Annotated in this window: 15 protein-coding genes; 4 read left to right on the top strand and 11 right to left on the bottom strand. The window is 70.5% G+C overall.

Translation table 11 applies throughout. From position 1 onward, the window contains the following. Positions 1 to 303: 303 nt before the first annotated feature. From ABZ576_RS13610 to thyX, 3 genes are all read right to left on the bottom strand, one after another. Positions 304 to 1,989: a ribonuclease J gene (locus ABZ576_RS13610; protein ID WP_360739607.1), complete on the bottom strand. Its 1,686-nt coding sequence runs from the start codon at positions 1,987 to 1,989 to the stop codon at positions 304 to 306. 164 nt (positions 1,990 to 2,153) lie between these two features. Further along, positions 2,154 to 3,053 (bottom strand): 4-hydroxy-tetrahydrodipicolinate synthase, encoded by a 900-nt coding sequence (gene dapA / locus ABZ576_RS13615; RefSeq protein ID WP_360739609.1) that lies wholly within the window; start codon positions 3,051 to 3,053, stop codon positions 2,154 to 2,156. A gap of 211 nt (positions 3,054 to 3,264) precedes the next feature. Beyond that, positions 3,265 to 4,014, bottom strand: a complete 750-nt coding sequence (thyX, locus tag ABZ576_RS13620; RefSeq protein WP_360739610.1) for an FAD-dependent thymidylate synthase — start codon at positions 4,012 to 4,014, stop codon at positions 3,265 to 3,267. Between the two features lie 176 nt (positions 4,015 to 4,190). Between thyX and ABZ576_RS13625 the strand changes: the two genes are divergently transcribed. Both ABZ576_RS13625 and ABZ576_RS13630 read left to right on the top strand, forming a co-directional pair. Next, complete coding sequence (locus tag ABZ576_RS13625) at positions 4,191 to 4,427, top strand: hypothetical protein (RefSeq protein ID WP_360739612.1); 237 nt, start codon at positions 4,191 to 4,193, stop codon at positions 4,425 to 4,427. A gap of 104 nt (positions 4,428 to 4,531) precedes the next feature. Further along, positions 4,532 to 5,122, top strand: a complete 591-nt coding sequence (locus tag ABZ576_RS13630) for a hypothetical protein (protein ID WP_360739613.1) — start codon at positions 4,532 to 4,534, stop codon at positions 5,120 to 5,122. Between the two features lie 187 nt (positions 5,123 to 5,309). Here the strand turns inward: ABZ576_RS13630 and ABZ576_RS13635 are convergent, their stop codons facing one another. From ABZ576_RS13635 to rpsO, 5 genes are all read right to left on the bottom strand, one after another. Continuing rightward, positions 5,310 to 5,762: a tetratricopeptide repeat protein gene (locus ABZ576_RS13635; protein ID WP_360739614.1), complete on the bottom strand. Its 453-nt coding sequence runs from the start codon at positions 5,760 to 5,762 to the stop codon at positions 5,310 to 5,312. 7 nt (positions 5,763 to 5,769) lie between these two features. Further along, the gene (dapB, locus tag ABZ576_RS13640) at positions 5,770 to 6,522 is read right to left on the bottom strand and encodes a 4-hydroxy-tetrahydrodipicolinate reductase (protein WP_360739615.1); all 753 of its coding nucleotides are present in this window, start codon (positions 6,520 to 6,522) and stop codon (positions 5,770 to 5,772) included. 26 nt (positions 6,523 to 6,548) lie between these two features. Next, entirely contained in the window at positions 6,549 to 7,928 is a 1,380-nt protein-coding gene (locus ABZ576_RS13645; protein ID WP_360739617.1) for a pitrilysin family protein, read from the bottom strand. Next, complete coding sequence (locus tag ABZ576_RS13650; protein WP_360739618.1) at positions 7,925 to 10,144, bottom strand: polyribonucleotide nucleotidyltransferase; 2,220 nt, start codon at positions 10,142 to 10,144, stop codon at positions 7,925 to 7,927. The genes ABZ576_RS13645 and ABZ576_RS13650 overlap by 4 nt, the downstream gene beginning before the upstream one ends. 397 nt (positions 10,145 to 10,541) lie before the next feature. Continuing rightward, a complete protein-coding gene (gene rpsO, locus ABZ576_RS13655) occupies positions 10,542 to 10,829 on the bottom strand; it encodes a 30S ribosomal protein S15 (RefSeq protein WP_030177470.1) in 288 nt (95 codons plus the stop codon). Between the two features lie 266 nt (positions 10,830 to 11,095). Here rpsO and ABZ576_RS13660 point away from each other — a divergent pair, with 266 nt between their 5' ends. Then, entirely contained in the window at positions 11,096 to 11,389 is a 294-nt protein-coding gene (locus ABZ576_RS13660; protein ID WP_360739619.1) for a DUF397 domain-containing protein, read from the top strand. 82 nt (positions 11,390 to 11,471) lie between these two features. Here the strand turns inward: ABZ576_RS13660 and eccD are convergent, their stop codons facing one another. Beyond that, entirely contained in the window at positions 11,472 to 12,971 is a 1,500-nt protein-coding gene (gene eccD, locus ABZ576_RS13665) for a type VII secretion integral membrane protein EccD (protein WP_360740039.1), read from the bottom strand. Between the two features lie 300 nt (positions 12,972 to 13,271). Here eccD and eccCa point away from each other — a divergent pair, with 300 nt between their 5' ends. Continuing rightward, positions 13,272 to 17,237: a type VII secretion protein EccCa gene (gene eccCa / locus ABZ576_RS13670; protein ID WP_360739620.1), complete on the top strand. Its 3,966-nt coding sequence runs from the start codon at positions 13,272 to 13,274 to the stop codon at positions 17,235 to 17,237. A gap of 318 nt (positions 17,238 to 17,555) precedes the next feature. Here the strand turns inward: eccCa and ABZ576_RS13675 are convergent, their stop codons facing one another. Next, entirely contained in the window at positions 17,556 to 17,858 is a 303-nt protein-coding gene (locus tag ABZ576_RS13675; RefSeq protein WP_360739622.1) for a WXG100 family type VII secretion target, read from the bottom strand. Between the two features lie 38 nt (positions 17,859 to 17,896). Continuing rightward, on the bottom strand, positions 17,897 to 18,238 hold the full coding sequence (locus ABZ576_RS13680; protein ID WP_360739623.1) for a WXG100 family type VII secretion target: 342 nt from the start codon (positions 18,236 to 18,238) through the stop codon (positions 17,897 to 17,899). Positions 18,239 to 18,283: the final 45 nt, after the last annotated feature.

The following is an 18,283-nucleotide window of genomic DNA, read 5'->3' on the forward strand; positions in this document are numbered from 1 at the left end:
CTTTGTACTCACCCTCTCGGGCTTTCCTCCGGGCGCTTCCCTTCGGTCTTGCGTTTCCGACTCTATCAGATCTTTTCTCGATCCGATTTCCTCGGTGCTTTCCAGGTTCCCGCTTCCGCGTTTCCCTTTCCGGCGGTTCCGACTTTATCAGAAGTTCTGAGCCGGATTTCCACCCGCTCCGGGCGACCGTGTCCAGCACGTGAAGTACTGGGGTTCCCGGGTGGGCGGAGCCGTAAACGTACTGGAGCGGGGCGCCCCGATGCAAATCGAGGCGCCCCGCTCCAGTTCGGCACCGACGGGCCGTCAGACCTCCACGACCACCGGGAGGATCATCGGCCTGCGGCGGTAGGTGTCGGAGACCCACTTGCCGAGGGTCCGGCGGATGAGCTGCTGGAGCTGGTGGGGCTCCACGACGCCGTCCTGGGCGGACCGTTCGAGCACCTCGGTGATCTTCGGGAGGACGTCCGCGAAGGCCGCGTCCTCGATACCGGAGCCGCGGGCCTGGACGTGCGGACCACCGGTGATCTTGCCGGTGGAGGCGTCCACCACCACGAAGACCGAGATGATGCCCTCGTCGCCGAGGATCTTGCGGTCCTTCAGGGCCGGCTCGCCGACGTCGCCGACGGACAGGCCGTCGACGTAGACATAACCGGCCTGGACCTTGCCGGAGATCTTGGCCTTGCCCTCGACCAGGTCCACCGCCACGCCGTCCTCGGCGATGACGATCCGGTCGTGCGGCACGCCCGTGAGCGCGCCCAGCTCGGCGTTGGCCCGCAGGTGGCGCCATTCACCGTGGACCGGCATGAGGTTCCGCGGGCGGCAGATGTTGTAGAAGTACAGCAGCTCGCCCGCGGACGCGTGGCCGGAAACGTGCACCTTGGCGTTGCCCTTGTGGACGACGTTGGCGCCCCAGCGGGTCAGGCCGTTGATCACGCGGTACACCGCGTTCTCGTTCCCGGGGATCAGCGAGGACGCGAGGATGACCGTGTCGCCGTCGACGATGCGGATCTGGTGGTCGCGGTTGGCCATCCGGGACAGGGCCGCCATCGGCTCGCCCTGGGAACCCGTGCAGACCAGGACCACCTCGTGGTCGGGGAGGTCGTCGAGAGCCCTGACGTCGACGACCAGGCCCGGCGGGACCCTCAGGTAGCCCAGATCCCGGGCGATGCCCATGTTGCGCACCATGGAGCGGCCGACGAAGGCGACCCGGCGGCCGTACTCGTGGGCCGCGTCCAGGATCTGCTGGATGCGGTGGACATGGCTGGCGAAGCTCGCCACGATGATCCGCTTGCGGGCGCCGGCGAAGACCTGCCGCAGGACGTTGGAGATGTCGCGCTCGTGCGGGGTGAAGCCCGGGACCTCCGCGTTCGTGGAGTCGCTGAGGAGGAGGTCGATGCCCTCCTCGCTCAGCCGCGCGAAGGCGTGCAGGTCGGTGAGGCGATTGTCCAGCGGCAGCTGGTCCATCTTGAAGTCGCCGGTGTGCACCACCAGGCCGGCGGGGGTGCGGATGGCCACGGCCAGGGCGTCCGGGATGGAGTGGTTGACGGCGATGAACTCGCAGTCGAAGGGGCCGACGCGCTCGCGGTGGCCTTCGGCGACCTCAAGCGTGTACGGGCGGATCCGGTGCTCCTGGAGCTTGGCCTCGATGAGGGCGAGGGTCAGCTTGGAGCCGATCAGCGGGATGTCCGGCTTCTCGCGGAGCAGGAAGGGGACGCCGCCGATGTGGTCCTCGTGGCCGTGTGTGAGGACGATGCCCTCGATGTCGTCGAGGCGGTCCCGGACGGACGAGAAGTCCGGCAGGATCAGGTCGATTCCGGGCTGCTCCTCCTCGGGGAAGAGCACTCCGCAGTCGACGATCAGCAGGCGGCCGCCGTACTCGAAGACCGTCATGTTCCGGCCGATCTCGCCGAGGCCGCCGAGCGGGGTGACCCGCAGGCCGCCCTCGGGGAGCGGCGGGGGCGGGCCGAGTTCGGGATGCGGATGACTCAAAAGACTCTCCTCACCACGCGCGCCACGTACCGGTAGGGCACGTGGCGCGCATGACGTTCGTGCGGAAGCAGTTGTCGTTGTGCCGACGGGCACCGGTGGCCCGTCTCTTCTGTTGTTCTCTGTTGTTCTTCAGTTGTGAAGCTCATGTGGTGCCAAGTCCGTTGTCAGAGCTGTACCCCGCCGGCGGCAAGATCGATCTTGAGCTGGGCAATCTCCTCCGGCGAGCACTCGACCATGGGCGAGCGCAGCGGTCCGGCGGGCAGGCCCCGCAGGGCGAGGGCGGCCTTCGTGGTCATGACGCCCTGGGTGCGGAACATGCCGGTGTACACCGGGAGCAGCTTCTGGTGGATCTCCGTGGCCTTGACGACGTCACCGGAGACGTACGCGTCCACCAGGGCGCGCAGGTCGGGGGTGACCAGGTGGCCGACGACCGAGACGAAGCCGACCGCGCCCACGGAGAGCAGCGGGAGGTTGAGCATGTCGTCGCCGGAGTACCAGGCGAGGCCGGACTGCGCGATGGCCCAGCTCGCGCGGCCGAGGTCGCCCTTGGCGTCCTTGTTGGCGACGATCCGGGGGTGCTCGGCGAGCCGGACGAGGGTCTCGGTGTTGATCGGGACACCGCTGCGCCCGGGGATGTCGTAGAGCATGACCGGCAGGCCGGTGGCGTCGGCGACGGCCGTGAAGTGCCGGTACAGGCCCTCCTGCGGGGGCTTGTTGTAGTACGGCGTGACGACCAGGAGGCCGTGTGCGCCGATGCGCTCGGCCTCGCGGGCCAGCTCGACGCTGTGGTGGGTGTCGTTGGTGCCGACCCCGGCGACGACGTGGGCGCGGTCGCCGACCGCCTCCAGTACGGCTCGTACGAGGTCCGTTTTCTCCGCGTCGCTGGTGGTGGGGGACTCGCCGGTGGTGCCGTTGACGATCAGGCCGTCGTTGCCTGCGTCCACCAGGTGGGCGGCGAGCCGCTGCGCGCCGTCGAGGTCGAGTGCGCCGTCCGCCGTCAAGGGCGTGACCATGGCGGTGAGGACCCGCCCGAAGGGGGTCTGCGGAGTCGAGGTCGGAGCCATGGGTAACACGCTACTCGGTGCTCGATGCGGGGTGTGCCCTCGGGGTATCGGGAAAGTCCGGACAAAGATGGAACCCGGCACTGCCTGCTCGGGGGTTCAAGCAGTGCCGGGTCCGTCTGATCAGGCTAGATGAACTTCTCTAAATGCCGCAATACGGACACTTCGCCAGACTGATCCGCACATGCGTTCCCGGGAGGGGAACAAGCCTTCGTTACGGGGCCACACGGCCGTTCGCATTGAAGGCGGCGTACGTCAGCGGCATGAGCTTCGCCCACTCCGCCTCCATCTTCTCGCCCACCATCTCGATCTCCCGCTGCGGGAAGGACGGCACCTTCGCCAGCTCGTGCTGGGTGCGCAGGCCGAGGAAGTGCATCAGGGAGCGGGCGTTGCAGGTGGCGTACATGGAGGAGTACAGGCCGACGGGCAGGGCCGCGCGGGCGACCTCCCGGGCGACGCCCTCGGCGAGGAGCTTCTGGTAGGCCGCGTACGCCTGCTCGTACGACTCGCGGAGGGTGTCGCTCACGGCCTGGTGCTGGGCCGGGGTGCCCTCGACGAAGACGTACTTGCCGGGACGGCCCTCCTGGACGAGCTTGCGGGAGGCGTCGGGGACGTAGAAGACCGGCTGGAGCTCGCGGTAGCGGCCGGACTCCTCGTTGTACGACCAGCCGACGCGGTGCCGCATGAACTCCCGGAACACGAAGATCGGGGCGCTGATGAAGAACGTCATCGAGTTGTGCTCGAACGGGCTGCCGTGCCGGTCGCGCATCAGGTAGTTGATCAGGCCCTTCGAGCGCTCGGGGTCCTTCTTCAGCTCGTCCAGGGACTGCTCGCCGGCGGTGGAGACGCGGGCGGCGAAGAGCACGTCGGCGTCCGAAGCGCTGGACTTCACCAGTTCGACGGTGACGTCACTACGGAACGTGAGCGACTCGGGGCTGGTCACGGGGGTTGGGGTCCTTCCCATCACTTCTGTGGTTCGCGCCCACCTTACGGGGCACCCGCCGGGGCCCGGGCAGGACCTCGCCCCGGAGGACGCACCGGCGACTTTTTCGGACATGGGCACCTTTTGTGTCACTCGCTCGTCTGTACCGGTGAGGCCCGCACATTCGATCTTCGACCCCTGAGAGGAGCGGCACCGCGATGTTCCGTAGGCGCGAGCCCGTACCCTTCGCCTTCCTGGCCGAGGCGGAAAGGTTCCGCAGCAATGTCACTCCCCCGCCCCGGCGGCGGGCGTCCTTCGGCGAGATGGCCGGGCGCTGGCTGCTGGGCCTGACCCTGGTGGCCGGGCTGGTGGGCGCCCTGATCGTCGGTACGCCGGCGCTCTCCACGCCGTCCGGTACGCCGGCTCAGCAGTCCCAGGCGTCCCAGGGACGCTGAGCGCGGGGGGGGCTGACCCTTCCGGACGCCCAAGGCTGGTGGGCGGGAACACGGCCGGATAGCCTCACGGCACAGCCCGCGCGAGGAGCGAGTGAGGACCAGCCGTGCCACTGCCCTTCCTGACGGCCGACCGTACCTTCGAGGCAGCGGCCGAGAGTGCGCTGCCGTACGACGATCCGGACCACTGGCGCCGGCCCTACCGGCCCGGCCCCTGGCGGGTCGCGGTGGCGGCGCTCGGACTGCTGCTCGCCTCGTTCGTCCTGTTCGGCGCGGTCCTCATCGCGCTGACCGGCTCGGTGTCCGCCGCCGGGATCGTGCTGGGCGCGGGCCTGGCGCTCGTCGCCGGCGCGCTGCGGCTGTTGCGCATGGGTGTGTGGGTGAGCGGGCGCGGGCTGCGCCGGGTCGGTCTCCTGGGGACGCGGACGGTGCCCTGGGCGCGGGTTGTCTCGGTGCGGACGGTGCAGCAGCCGGTGCGCTGGCTGGGGCTGCCGCGCACGGTGCAGGGACAGGCGCTGGCCCTCGTACGCAAGGACCGGCGGCCCGAGGACACCCCGCCGCTGCTGACCACGCACGGCCTGGACTTCCTGGGCCGCCCGGCCGCGTTCGACCGGGCCGCCGACACGGTGGAGGCGTGGGCGGCGGAGAACCGGGCGGACCACCGGACGGAGAACCGGACGGAGAACCGGCGCGGCTGACCGCGCGGCCCGTGCCGACGGGCTTCCGGTCCCCGCGAGCGAAACGGAATACCGGCGAGCGAAACGGGATACCGGCGAGCGAAGCGGAAGTCCGGTACCGACACCGAATACCGACGAGCGAAGCGGAAGGGGCCGGCCCGCGTCAGCTGCGGGCCGGCCCCTTTCCGTGTGCCGTGTGCCGGGCGGGTCAGACCGGGGTCGGCCTGCCGTCGTGCAGGGCGATGGCCCGTTGCATCGCCTTGCGGGCGCGTGGGGTGTCGCGGGCGTCGTGGTAGGCGACGGCGAGCCGGAACCAGCAGCGCCAGTCGTCGGGGGACGCCTCCGTCTCGGCCTTGCGCTTGGCGAAGACCTCGTCGGCCGAGTCGCGGTCGATGCGGCCGCTGGGCAGACGGGTGAGCTCGTCGACCGGGAGGCCGCCCTCGGCCTCCAGCTCCGCGGCGAGGGCGTTGGCCCTGCGGACGAACTGGGTGTTCTTCCACAGGAACCACAGGCCGATGACCGGCAGGATCAGCACCGCCACGCCGAAGGTGACGGTCAGGACCGTGCCGGACTGGATGAGCATGACACCGCGGCTGCCGACCAGGGCGAAGTAGAAGACCAGGACGGCGGCCGTGACGGCGTAGGACAGCTTGGCTCGCATGACGGTGTCAGCTCAGGTCCAGGAAGTGTTCCAGGCCGAAGGTCAGGCCCGGAGTCGTCACCACGCGGCGGGCGCCGAGCAGGATGCCCGGCATGAAGCTGCTGTGGTGCAGCGAGTCGTGCCGGACGGTGAGGGTCTCGCCCTCGCCGCCGAGCAGCACCTCCTGGTGGGCCAGGAGGCCGCGCAGACGGACGGAGTGGACCGGGACGCCGTCCACGTTCGCCCCGCGGGCGCCGTCCAGGGCCGTGACCGTGGCGTCCGGCGCCGGGGCCGTGCCGGCCGCCCGGCGGGCCTCGGCGATCAGCTGGGCCGTGCGCGCGGCGGTGCCGGAGGGGGCGTCCACCTTGTTCGGGTGGTGCAGCTCGACGACCTCGACCGATTCGAAGTACGGCGCGGCGATCTGCGCGAACTTCATGGTCAGGACGGCGCCGATGGAGAAGTTCGGAGCGATGAGCACGCCGGTCTCCGGGGACTGGGCGAGCCAGCCCGTCAGCTGTGCGAGGCGGTCGTCGTCCCAGCCCGTCGTGCCGACCACCGCGTGGATGCCGTGGCGCACGCAGAAGTCCAGGTTGCCCATGACCGAGGCCGGGGTGGTCAGCTCGACGGCGACCTGCGCGCCGGTCTCCGCCAGCGTCTCCAGCTTGTCGCCCCGGCCGAGGGCGGCGACCAGTTCCATGTCCTCGGCGGCCTCGACCGCCTTGACCGCCTCGGACCCGATCCGGCCCTTGGCACCGAGGACCGCCACGCGCAGCTTGCTCATGTTCCTGCTTCCTAACCGGTGGTGTTTCAGGCGACCACGTCGTGCAGCCGGGACGCCTGCTTGTCCTTGAGCGGGCCGATCACCGACAGCGAGGGACGCTGCCCCAGGATGTCGCGGGCGACCGAGCGGACCTGGTCCGGGGTGACCGCCGCTATCTTCGCCAGCATGTCGTCCACGGACATCTGCTCGCCCCAGCACAGTTCGCTCTTGCCGATGCGGTTCATCAGCGCGCCGGTGTCCTCCAGGCCCAGGACCGTGGAGCCCCTCAGCTGGCCGATGGCGCGGGCGATCTCGTCGTCCGAGAGGCCGTTCTGCGCCACCTCGTCGAGTTCGTCGCGGCAGATGCGCAGCACGTCGTGCACCTGGCTCGGCCGGCAGCCGGCGTACACGCCGAACAGGCCGCAGTCGGCGAAGCCCGAGGTGTACGAGTACACGCTGTAGGCGAGGCCGCGCTTCTCCCGGACCTCCTGGAAGAGGCGGGAGGACATGCCGCCGCCGAGGGCGGTGTTGAGCACGCCCATGGCCCAGCGGCGGTCGTCGGTGCGGGCGAGGCCCGGCATGCCGAGGACGATGTGCGCCTGCTCGGTCTTGCGGGCCAGCAGCTCGACCTTGCCGGCGGTGCGGATCCTGCGGCGGCCGTCGCGCGGGGCGATGGGCCGCGCGTCCGGGTTCTTCAGGGCCCCGGCCTTCTCGAAGGCCGCGCGGACCTGGCGTACGACCTTGTTGTGGTCGATGTTGCCGGCGCAGGCGACCACGAGGTGGGTCGGGTCGTAGTGCTTCTTGTAGAAGCGGCGGATGCGGTCGGCGGTGAGCGCGTTGACCGTGTCGACCGTGCCGAGCACCGGTCGGCCGAGGGCGTTGTCGCCGAACATGGTGTGCGCGAACAGGTCGTGCACGCAGTCGCCCGGGTCGTCCTCGGTCATGGCGATCTCTTCGAGGATCGCGCCGCGCTCGACGTCGACGTCGTCCTCGAGGATCAGCGAGCCGGTCAGCATGTCGCAGACGACGTCGATGGCGAGGGGCAGGTCGGTGTCGAGCACGCGCGCGTAGTAGCACGTGTACTCCTTCGCCGTGAACGCGTTCATCTCACCGCCGACCGCGTCGAGCGCGGCGGAGATGTCGAGCGCGCTGCGGCGGGCGGTGCCCTTGAAGAGCAGGTGCTCCAGGTAGTGGGTGGCGCCGTTCAGGGACGGGGTCTCGTCGCGCGAGCCCACGTGGGCCCAGATGCCGAAGGTCGCGGAGCGGACCGAGGGCAGGGTCTCGGTGACGATGCGCAGGCCACCGGGGAGGGTGGTCTTGCGGACCGTGCCGATGCCGTTCTGGCCCTTGATGAGGGTTTGGGTACGGGCGACGGCCCGCGCCTCCGAGGAGGAGCGGGCCGTCACCTTGGAGCTACGGGACGTCACTGCTCGGCGTCGTCCTTCGCCTCGTCGTCGCCCTCTTCGCCCTCGATCACCGGAACGAGGGAGAGCTTGCCGCGGGAGTCGATCTCGGCGATCTCGACCTGGACCTTCTGGCCCACGCCGAGGACGTCCTCGACGTTCTCCACGCGCTTGCCGCCGGCGAGCTTGCGGATCTGCGAGATGTGCAGCAGACCGTCCTTGCCGGGCAGCAGGGAGACGAACGCACCGAAGGTGGTCGTCTTGACGACCGTACCCAGGTAGCGCTCGCCGACCTCGGGCATCGTCGGGTTGGCGATGCCGTTGATCGTGGCGCGGGCGGCCTCGGCGGAGGGGCCGTCGGCGGCACCGATGTAGATCGTGCCGTCGTCCTCGATGGTGATCTCGGCGCCGGTGTCCTCCTGGATCTGGTTGATCATCTTGCCCTTGGGGCCGATGACCTCACCGATCTTGTCGACCGGGATCTTGACGGTGATGATCCGCGGGGCGTGCGGGCTCATCTCGTCGGGCCGGTCGATGGCCTCCATCATCACGTCGAGGATGTGCAGGCGGGCGTCGCGGGCCTGCTTGAGGGCCGCGGCCAGGACGGAGGCCGGGATGCCGTCCAGCTTGGTGTCGAGCTGGAGGGCGGTCACGAACTCCTTGGTGCCGGCGACCTTGAAGTCCATGTCGCCGAAGGCGTCCTCCGCACCGAGGATGTCGGTGAGGGTGACGTAGTGCGTCTCGCCGTCGATCTCCTGGGAGATCAGGCCCATGGCGATACCGGCGACCGGGGCCTTCAGCGGCACACCGGCGTTCAGCAGCGACATGGTGGAGGCGCAGACCGAGCCCATGGACGTCGAGCCGTTGGAGCTCAGCGCCTCGGAGACCTGGCGGATCGCGTAGGGGAACTCCTCGCGCGTCGGCAGGACCGGCACGAGGGCGCGCTCGGCGAGGGCGCCGTGGCCGATCTCGCGGCGCTTGGGGGAGCCGACGCGGCCGGTCTCGCCGGTGGAGTACGGCGGGAAGTTGTAGTTGTGCATGTAGCGCTTGCGGGTCACCGGGGAGAGGGTGTCCAGCTGCTGCTCCATGCGGAGCATGTTGAGGGTGGTGACGCCCAGGATCTGGGTCTCGCCACGCTCGAACACCGCGGAGCCGTGCACCCGCGGGATGGCCTCGACCTCGGCGGCCAGGGTGCGGATGTCGGTGACACCGCGGCCGTCGATGCGCTTCTTCTCCTTGATCACGCGCTCGCGGACCAGCTGCTTGGTGAGCGAGCGGTACGCGGCGGAGATCTCCTTCTCGCGGCCCTCGAAGTCCGGCAGGAGCTTGTCGGCGGCCAGGGCCTTGACGCGGTCCAGCTCGGCCTCGCGCTCCTGCTTGCCGGCGATGGTGAGCGCCTGGGCGAGCTCGGCCTTGACCGCGGCGGACAGGGCCTCGAAGACGTCGTCCTTGTAGTCAAGGAAGATCGGGAACTCGCCGGTCGGCTTGGCGGCCTTGGCGGCGAGGTCCGACTGGGCGCGGCAGAGGACCTTGATGAAGGGCTTCGCGGCCTCGAGACCGGCGGCGACGACCTCCTCGGTCGGCGCCTCGGCGCCGCCCTCGACCAGCTTGACGGTCTTCTCGGTGGCCTCGGCCTCGACCATCATGATCGCGACGTCGCCGTCCTCCAGGACACGGCCGGCGACGACCATGTCGAAGACGGCGTCCTCGAGCTCGGTGTGGGTCGGGAAGGCGACCCACTGGCCGCGGATCAGCGCGACGCGGACGCCGCCGATCGGGCCGGAGAAGGGCAGACCGGCCAGCTGCGTGGACGCGGACGCGGCGTTGATGGCCACGACGTCGTACAGGTGGTCGGGGTTGAGGGCCATGATCGTGGCGACGACCTGGATCTCGTTGCGCAGGCCCTTCTTGAAGGACGGGCGCAGCGGGCGGTCGATCAGACGGCAGGTGAGGATGGCGTCCTCGGAGGGACGGCCCTCACGGCGGAAGAAGCTGCCGGGGATCTTGCCGGCGGAGTACATCCGCTCCTCGACGTCCACCGTGAGCGGGAAGAAGTCGAGCTGATCCTTGGGCTGCTTGGAGGCGGTGGTGGCCGACAGCACCATGGTGTCGTCGTCCAGGTACGCCACGGCGGAGCCGGCGGCCTGCTTGGCCAGGCGGCCCGTCTCGAAGCGGATGGTGCGGGTGCCGAAGGTGCCGTTGTCAATGACGGCCTCGGCGTAGTGGGTCTCGTTCTCCACTAGCGTTTTCTCCGTTACGTATCGTCTTTCGTCCCTTGGCTGCCCGTGTGGCAGGGGGACTGTGGCGGAGAAGCGCTCCGTGCGGTGCGGGCCGGTCTTCGATCGAAGCACCCGGGGCTCGCTTCCCCCCGGGGGCCACTACCGAGGACCGGCGGCGGCTTGGTGCGCTCCTCCTCGTGCTGTTGTCGTACGCCGTTGCGTGTCGTACGTATTGCGTTGTGCTACCACACTACAAAGCGTGAGTGACACTCCGCACGTTTCCGCGACGGCGCGGACTATTCCTCGTGCGCGGCGGTGCCCCGCACGCGGAAGGTGCCGTGCGCGGGGCGGTGCCCCGCATACGGCAAAGGGAGCGGTTCCCCGAATCCGTCCGGGAAACCGCTCCCCTCATGGCGTCTTACTTGGCGCCCGCCGCACCGCGGCGGATGCCGAGGCGGTCGACCAGCGCACGGAAGCGCTGGATGTCCTTCTTCGCCAGGTACTGGAGAAGGCGACGGCGCTGACCGACCAGGATCAGCAGGCCACGACGGGAGTGGTGGTCGTGCTTGTGGGTCTTGAGGTGCTCCGTCAGGTCGGAGATCCGACGGGAGAGCAGAGCGACCTGGACCTCGGGGGAGCCGGTGTCACCCTCCTTGGTACCGAACTCGCCGATGATCTGCTTCTTCGTAGCGGCGTCGAGCGACACGCGTACTCCTCATAGTCTGTGAGTGGCCACCGAGTGCCCCCGGTCTGCATCTCGGGGGAGCTTCCGTTACTCGGGAGGCGGGATCCGCTGGGCGCGGCCTCCAGAACACCGACGGTTCCGGGGGTGCGTACACAAACGGCCGTCACTCAGGGTACCAGGCAGCGGCGGGCGTCCTGCCCCCGGTCGGCGAACCGTGCTGGTGGGGTGGCACCGGCCACTAGGGTGAGCGCCGGACCGTACCTACCTCGGGAAGGGGTCGCTGCACGATGGCGGAGACGGAAGCGGAGATCAAGGCGCGCAAGGAGCGCGAGCGCGACGAGCTGTACGCGCTCGACATCTCGGGCGTCGAGTGGCGGTGCGCTCCGGGCACGGAGGAGCACGAGGAGCGGGTGGAGATCGCGCAGCTGCCCGGCGGGGCGGTGGCGATGCGGTCCTCCCTCGACCCGGGGACCGTGCTGCGCTACACCGAGGCCGAGTGGCGGGCGTTCGTGCTGGGGGCCCGGGACGGGGAGTTCGATCTGAAGCCCATGGCGCACAACGGGGGACTCGACGTGCAGTGAGCCGGGTGCGACGCGGAAGCGGGAGGGGGCGGTACGCGCGCGTGCCGCCCCCTCCCGCTTCCTCTTCCCCGTGGCGCCGCAGCTAGCTGGTCATCGCGCGCGCCTTGGCGTACACGTCGAAGACCGCCAGGGTGAGCGGGATGAGGGTCAGCAGGACGAAGCCCTCGCAGATCTCCAGGAAACGGCCCCAGAACGGCGTCAGCCCGCCGCGCGGCAGGATCAGCCCGAGGGCCGTCACCAGGGCCGTGGCCAGGGCGATGACCGCGATCAGCCAGATGGTGCGGATGTCGAGGTCGGTGCGGTCGCCGGCCAGTGCCGCGCGCATGATGTGCTGCGGCGGGTTGAGGGCCAGGCCGAGGCCGAGCAGGACCAGGGAGGCGAGGCCGGCGGCCAGCACGGAGGCGACCTGGGCGGTGTAGCGGAAGAGGCCCGCGCGCATGAGCATGGCGACGCCGGTGGCGAACGCGAGCAGCTGGGCCCAGACGTCGTCGGAGAAGCCGAGGACGGCCGTCGCGCCGACGGCGAGCAGCGCGCAGCCGCCGACCAGGCCGACGAGGACCTCGTGGCCGCGCCGCGCCTGCGCCTCGATGCGCTCGGCGTCCACCGGTTCCTGGGCGGCGGACTCGGCGCCGTAGGCGGAGCGGGGGGCGTTGCCGCTCGGGTTCTCGAAGCCGATCGGCAGCCGGGCGAAACGCATGGACATGCCGGGCAGGAAGGCCAGGGCGCCGACGGCGACGGGGGCGCACAGGGCGGCCGTCTCGGTCGGGGCCCAGTCGGTGAGGGTCGCGACGAAGACGACGACGAGCGCGATCGCGGAGGCGAACACGAAGGCGACGAAGGGGCCGTCGCCGTGCGGTGAGCTCAGGGTGAGGATCAGGCCGGCGAGCAGGACGGCCGCGCACGCCAGCAGGAACTGGAGTCTGCCGATGCCCTCGCCGCCGCTGAGCGGCAGCAGCCCGCTGCCCGCGACGCCGATGTTGGGCAGGGCGCCGAGGCCCAGGGCGACGGCCGAGCCGCGGTCGTCGTAGACGCGGGCGCGGACCGCGGAGAGCACCACCAGGAGGATGCCGGTGACGGCGGCGAGGATGCCGGCCAGCCCGTTCATGTCGTGGCGCGGGTCGGAGGTCCAGGCGACGAAGGCGAGCAGGGCGGGCAGCACGCCGCCGCCGACGAGGCCCGCGGCCCGGGTCAGGTCGCCGCTCCACAGCCTGTGCTGCTTGGTGACGGCGGAGGCGACGGCCTCGGCGACGTCGTCGAAGACGGCCGGCGGCAGGGACTCGGCGAAGGGGCGCAGGGTGAGCAGTTCGCCGTCGAGGATGCGCTGGGCGGCGAAGGAGCGGGCGCTGTCCAGCACGGTGCCGTCGGTGCGGACGAGGTGGTAACCGACCGGGGCGCCCGCTTCGGGGCTCTGCCGGGAGAGCCGGAGGATCTCCGGACTGAGGTCGGCGACCGGGACGTCGTCGGGCAGTGCCACGTCGATACGGCTGTCCGGCGCGACGATGGTGACCCGGCAGAAGCCGAGTCCGGTGCCGGACCCGGAAGGGGCTCCCGTCCCGGGTCCGCCGGTGGCGGCGGCCGTCATGCTCACCTGCTGCTCCCCCTCAGTGGTGGTGGTGCGTCTTTGTCGTGAAGGTCCCGTGCCGGTTTGCCCGGTGCTCGGTGGCACGGGTGCGGTCCGGCGGGATCGCGGGGTCTTCCCGCCCCTTGTTCAAGGGGTTTGTCCCGGTATCTCCACCCTGTTCGGCGTGTGCTCACGCGAACACCCGGCACCCTACCGCTCACCCGCCTCGCGTGAACTCAGTAGGATCACGCGGCGGCCTGCGCTCGCCGGACACGGGGCGGCGGGCGGAACGCCTGGGTCGGGCAAGGGAATTGGTGAGCAGTGAGCCAGATTGTCGTCAAGCGCCCCCCTAGGGCGCTGCCGTCCGAAGTGCCCACGGAAGAGGTCGTTGTCCAGCCACCTCCCGAATTGCCCCGGGGGCACCAGGAGAGCGTGCTGATGCAGCTCCTGCCCACGCTGGGCATGGGCGGCTCGGTGGTCTTCTTCTTCACGAACGGCCAGCCGTTCATGAAGATCATGGGCATGATCATGATCGCGTCGACGGTGGCGATGTCCATCGCGATGGTGGTCCGTTTCCGTCGCGGCTCCCAGGGCCAGCTGGCCGACATGCGCCGCGACTACCTCAGCTACCTGTCCCAGGCGCGCCGGTCCGCCGTACTGACGGCGAAGGCGCAGCGGGACGCGCAGTACTACCTGCACCCTTCGCCCGAGCAGCTGTGGGCGCTCGTCGCCGAGGGCAGCCGGGTGTGGGAACGGCGGCCCGGTGACGAGGACTTCGCGCACGTGCGCATCGGGCTGGGCCCGCAGCCGCTGGCGACCTCGCTGGTCGCCCCGGAGACCGGTCCCGTCGAACAGCTGGAGCCGCTGACCGCCGGCGCCATGCAGCGCTTCCTCGCCGCCCACAGCACCGTCGGCGAGCTGCCGATGGCCGTGTCGCTGCGCGCCTTCTACCACGTCACCGTCAGCGGCGAGCCGCAGTCCGTACGGGCCTCGGCCCGCGCCCTGGTCGGCTCGCTGGCCTCGCTGCACTCCCCGCAGGACCTGATCATCGCCGTGGCCGCGGGCCGGGAGGCGCTGCCGCACTGGGACTGGGCGAAGTGGCTGCCGCACGCGCAGGCGCCCGGTGCGGTGGACGGCGCCGGTTCCCGCCGGCTGATCGGCACCGACCCGGGCGAGCTGGAGGACCTGCTGGCCGCCCGGCTGACCGGCCGGCCGCGCTTCCACCCCGCCGGGGCACCGCTGCTCGACGAACCGCACATCGTGCTGGTCCTGGACGACCTGTCCCTGCTGCCCGACTCGGTGCTCGCCAACCCGGAGGGCCTCCAGGGCGTCACGGTGGTCGAGGTGGTGCCGGGCGAGCTCACGACGGCCGGCGGCGACCTCTCCATCGTCGTACAGCCCGGCCTGCTGCGCCTGGAGTCCGGGCACGGCGAGGTGTACGAGGGCAGCCCGGACGCCCTCTCCTACGAGTCCGCCGAGGCGCTGGCCCGGCAGCTTGCGCCGCTGCGCATGGCCTCCGGCGGCGACGACGACGAACCGCTGCTCGCCAACCTGGAGTTCACCGACCTGCTGGGCCTCGGCGACGCGGCGTCCGTGGACACCAAGCGGACCTGGCGTCCGCGCGCGCTCGCGGAGCGCCTGCGGGTGCCGATCGGTGTCGGCGAGGACGGCCGGCCGGTGATGCTGGACCTGAAGGAGGCCGCGCAGGAGGGCATGGGCCCGCACGGCCTGTGCGTCGGCGCCACCGGCTCCGGCAAGTCGGAGCTGCTGCGCACCCTGGTGCTGGGCCTCGCGGTCACCCACTCCTCGGAAACCCTGAACTTCGTCCTCGCGGACTTCAAGGGCGGCGCCACCTTCGCCGGCATGGCGCAGATGCCGCACGTGGCGGCCGTCATCACCAACCTCGCCGACGACCTGACCCTGGTCGACCGCATGGGCGACTCGATCCGCGGCGAGCTCAACCGCCGCCAGGAGCTGCTGCGCGACGCGGGCAACTACGCCAACATCCACGACTACGAGAAGGCGCGCGCGGCGGGTGCCCCGCTGCAGCCGATCCCCTCCCTGGTCCTGGTGATCGACGAGTTCAGCGAGCTGCTGACCGCCAAGCCGGACTTCATCGAGATGTTCGTGCAGATCGGCCGTATCGGCCGGTCGCTGGGAGTGCACCTGCTGCTCGCCTCGCAGCGCCTGGAGGAGGGCCGGCTGCGCGGCCTGGAGACGTACCTCTCCTACCGGATCGGTCTGCGCACCTTCTCCGCGGCAGAGTCCCGCGCCGCGCTCGGCGTCCCCGACGCCTACGAGCTGCCCAACGTGCCCGGTTCCGGCTTCCTGAAGTACGGCACGGACGAGATGGTCCGCTTCAAGGCGGCCTACGTCTCCGGCGTCTACCGCTCCGGGGCGCAGCGTACGGCCCTGCCCGGCGGGCAGCTGCCGGTGGACCGGCGGCCGGTGCTGTTCACGGCCACCGAGGTGCCGGTGCGGTACACCGCCGTCCCGCAGCAGCGCACCGCGTCCGAGCCCGAGGTGGACGAGGCGCTGGCCGACACCGTCCTCGACGTGATCGTGCGCCGGCTGGAGGCCCAGGGCCCGGCGGCCCACCAGGTGTGGCTGCCGCCGCTGGAGAGCCCGCCCTCGCTGGACGCACTGCTGCCGGGGCTGGCGGCGGTGCAGGGCCGCGGTCTGACCCAGCCCGGCTACGAGGGCGCGGGGCGGCTGGTCGTCCCGGTCGGCCTGGTCGACAAGCCGTACGAGCAGCGCCGCGACCGGCTGATGCTGGACTTCTCGGGCGCGGCGGGCCACATGCAGATCATCGGCGGCCCGCAGTCCGGCAAGTCCACGCTCCTGCGCTCCCTCATCTGCTCCTTCGCGCTCACCCACACGCCGTACGAGGTGCAGTTCTACGGCCTGGACTTCGGTGGTGGCGGTATGGCCGCGGTGGACGGCCTGCCGCACGTCGGCGGCATCGCCTCGCGCCTGGACCCCGAACGGGTCCGCCGTACGGTCTCCGAGGTGTACGGCGTCCTGACCCGCCGCGAGGAGTACTTCCGCACGGCGGGCATCGCCTCGATCGCCGACTACCGCGCGCGGCGCGCCCGCGGCGAGATCTCGGTCACCGACCAGCCCTGGGGTGACGTCTTCCTGATCATCGACGGCTGGGGCAACTTCCGTACCGACTACGAGGCGCTGGAGACGGCGGTCCTGGACATCGCCGCCCGCGGCCTCGGCTACGGCATCCACGTCGTCGTCACGGCGTCCCGCTCGATGGAGGTCCGGGCGAACCTCAAGGACCACCTGATGAACCGCCTGGAGCTGCGCCTGGGCGACGTCATGGACTCGGAGATCGACCGCAAGGTGGCGGCCAACGTCCCCGCCGGCGTCCCCGGCCGCGGTCTGTCCCCGCAGAAACTGCACTTCATGGCGGCTGTCCCGCGCATCGACGGCCTCACCTCCGACACCGACCTGGCCGAGGCCACGGCCGCGCTGACCACCGAGGTCGGCCGCCACTGGCAGGCACCGGGTGCCCCCCGGGTACGGCTGCTGCCGCGCCGGCTGGAGGCGGCCAAGCTGCCCCCGGGGGACCGCTTCCCGCAGCGGGGCGTCGCCTTCGCCCTGGACGAGGACAACCTGGAGCCGGTGTTCGTCGACTTCGACCAGGACCCGTTCTTCCTGATCTTCGGCGAGAGCGAGTCGGGCAAGTCCAACCTGCTGCGGCTGCTGATCAGCCAGCTGTCACTGCGGTACGGCGGTGACGAGGCGAAGTTCTTCGTGGTGGACAACCGCCGCTCGCTGCTGGACGTCACGCCCGCCTCCCACCTGGCGGAGTACATCCCGATGTCCAGCCAGATGGACCACCACATGGCGGCCCTGGCCGACCTCATGCAGCGCCGCACCCCGACGGCCGACGTCACGCCGCAGCAGCTGCGGGAGCGGAGCTGGTGGCGGGGGCCGCAGGTGTTCGTCGTCATCGACGACTACGACCTGGTCTCCACGTCCAGCGGCAACCCGCTCAGCGGCCTCACGGAGATGCTGCCCTTCGCCCGCGACGTCGGCGTCCGCTTCATCATCGCCCGCTCCTCCGCAGGCGCGGGCCGCGCCTCCTACGAGCCGTTCATGCAGCGCATGAAGGAACTCGGCGCCCAGGGCATCGTCCTGGCCGGCGACCCGGCCGAGGGCGACATCCTCAACGGCGTACGCCCCCGGCCGATGCCGGCGGGACGGGGCGTCTTCGTCTCCCGGAAGCGGGGCAAGCCGTTGGTCCAGACGGGTCTGGTGGAGGTGGAGTACTGAGCCGCGTTCCGGCGCGGCGGCAGCCTGACGGTGTCCGTCACGGATCCGGCGGCCATGTGGCCGCCGGATCCGGCGTTCGGGGTCGGCCTGACGGAGACCGCAGGGATCCGGCGTTCGGGCGGCGCGGGTGGGGTGAACGCTCGCAGGTTGCGGGACCCGCCGTTCCGACGGTCGCGGGATCCGGGCGATCACACCGGTAGCGCGACGCCGTGTTCAACCGCGCTCTCGTTTTTCTCTTCCGGGCATGACAGGGGGTGGGCACCTCCCGTGCGTGCCCACCCCGGTGTCGCTTCCTGCCCGTCGGCTCTGGTGCGAGCCCTACAGGAAGTAGCTGGCGGCCTTCTTGTCGCCGCCCTGGTAGTCACCGCCGGCAGCGTGCACGACGCGGCCGATCGCGACCAGTGCCTCGTGGATGCCCGTGGCCTCGCGGTCCCAGGCGGCCTGCTGCTCGGTGTACGCGGTGTGGGCCTCGCCCTCCCACATGCTGGCGACGCCGGCGACCTTCTGCTTGATGGCCTCGAGGCTCTCCTCGAGACGCTTGGCGTGGTTGGCCAGCTGCGTGGCGGTGTGGTCGAGGTTGTGGTACGAGACTTCGAGGTCGCCGATGTTCTGGGCGCTCATGATGACTCCGTTGTTGAGAAGTGGTGGCCTGGCCGGGATCAGTAGCTGGACAGCGCGGAGTGCGAGCCGCCGTAGTTCACGTCGATGCCCTGCACCTGCGCGCGGATCTCGTCCTCGGTGCCGTCCTTGATCTTCCGGGTGCTGCTCATGGCCTCGATGAACTTGGCGAGGATGTTGCCGATGCGGACCATGCGCTCGTTGATCTCGGTCTGCTTGGCGTTGAACGCGCCGGCACCGATGCCCTTCCAGTGGCCCTCAAGGCTGTCGATGATGCTCTGCAGCTCCTTGAGCTGGCCCTTGATGCCCTCGAAGCGGTGCAGAAGCTCCTTTTCAAGGACGATGATGTCCTTGTCACTTACCTTCTGACGCCCTGTCGCCATTGCGATGCCTTTCTTTGGGAACTGACCTTGCCATGCGCTGACTCG

It is taken from the genome of Streptomyces sp. NPDC013455, from assembly GCF_040632975.1.
GTDB lineage: Bacteria > Actinomycetota > Actinomycetes > Streptomycetales > Streptomycetaceae > Streptomyces.

Bases quoted from the DNA above. Each gene is read 5' to 3' on its own strand.
- dapA (WP_360739609.1), bottom strand. From the start codon at position 3,053: ATGGCTCCGACCTCGACTCCGCAGACCCCCTTCGGGCGGGTCCTCACC.
- thyX (WP_360739610.1), bottom strand. From the start codon at position 4,014: ATGGGAAGGACCCCAACCCCCGTGACCAGCCCCGAGTCGCTCACGTTC.
- ABZ576_RS13625 (WP_360739612.1), top strand. From the start codon at position 4,191: ATGTTCCGTAGGCGCGAGCCCGTACCCTTCGCCTTCCTGGCCGAGGCG.
- ABZ576_RS13635 (WP_360739614.1), bottom strand. From the start codon at position 5,762: ATGCGAGCCAAGCTGTCCTACGCCGTCACGGCCGCCGTCCTGGTCTTC.
- dapB (WP_360739615.1), bottom strand. From the start codon at position 6,522: ATGAGCAAGCTGCGCGTGGCGGTCCTCGGTGCCAAGGGCCGGATCGGG.
- ABZ576_RS13660 (WP_360739619.1), top strand. From the start codon at position 11,096: ATGGCGGAGACGGAAGCGGAGATCAAGGCGCGCAAGGAGCGCGAGCGC.
- eccD (WP_360740039.1), bottom strand. From the start codon at position 12,971: ATGACGGCCGCCGCCACCGGCGGACCCGGGACGGGAGCCCCTTCCGGG.
- ABZ576_RS13675 (WP_360739622.1), bottom strand. From the start codon at position 17,858: ATGAGCGCCCAGAACATCGGCGACCTCGAAGTCTCGTACCACAACCTC.
- ABZ576_RS13680 (WP_360739623.1), bottom strand. From the start codon at position 18,238: ATGGCGACAGGGCGTCAGAAGGTAAGTGACAAGGACATCATCGTCCTT.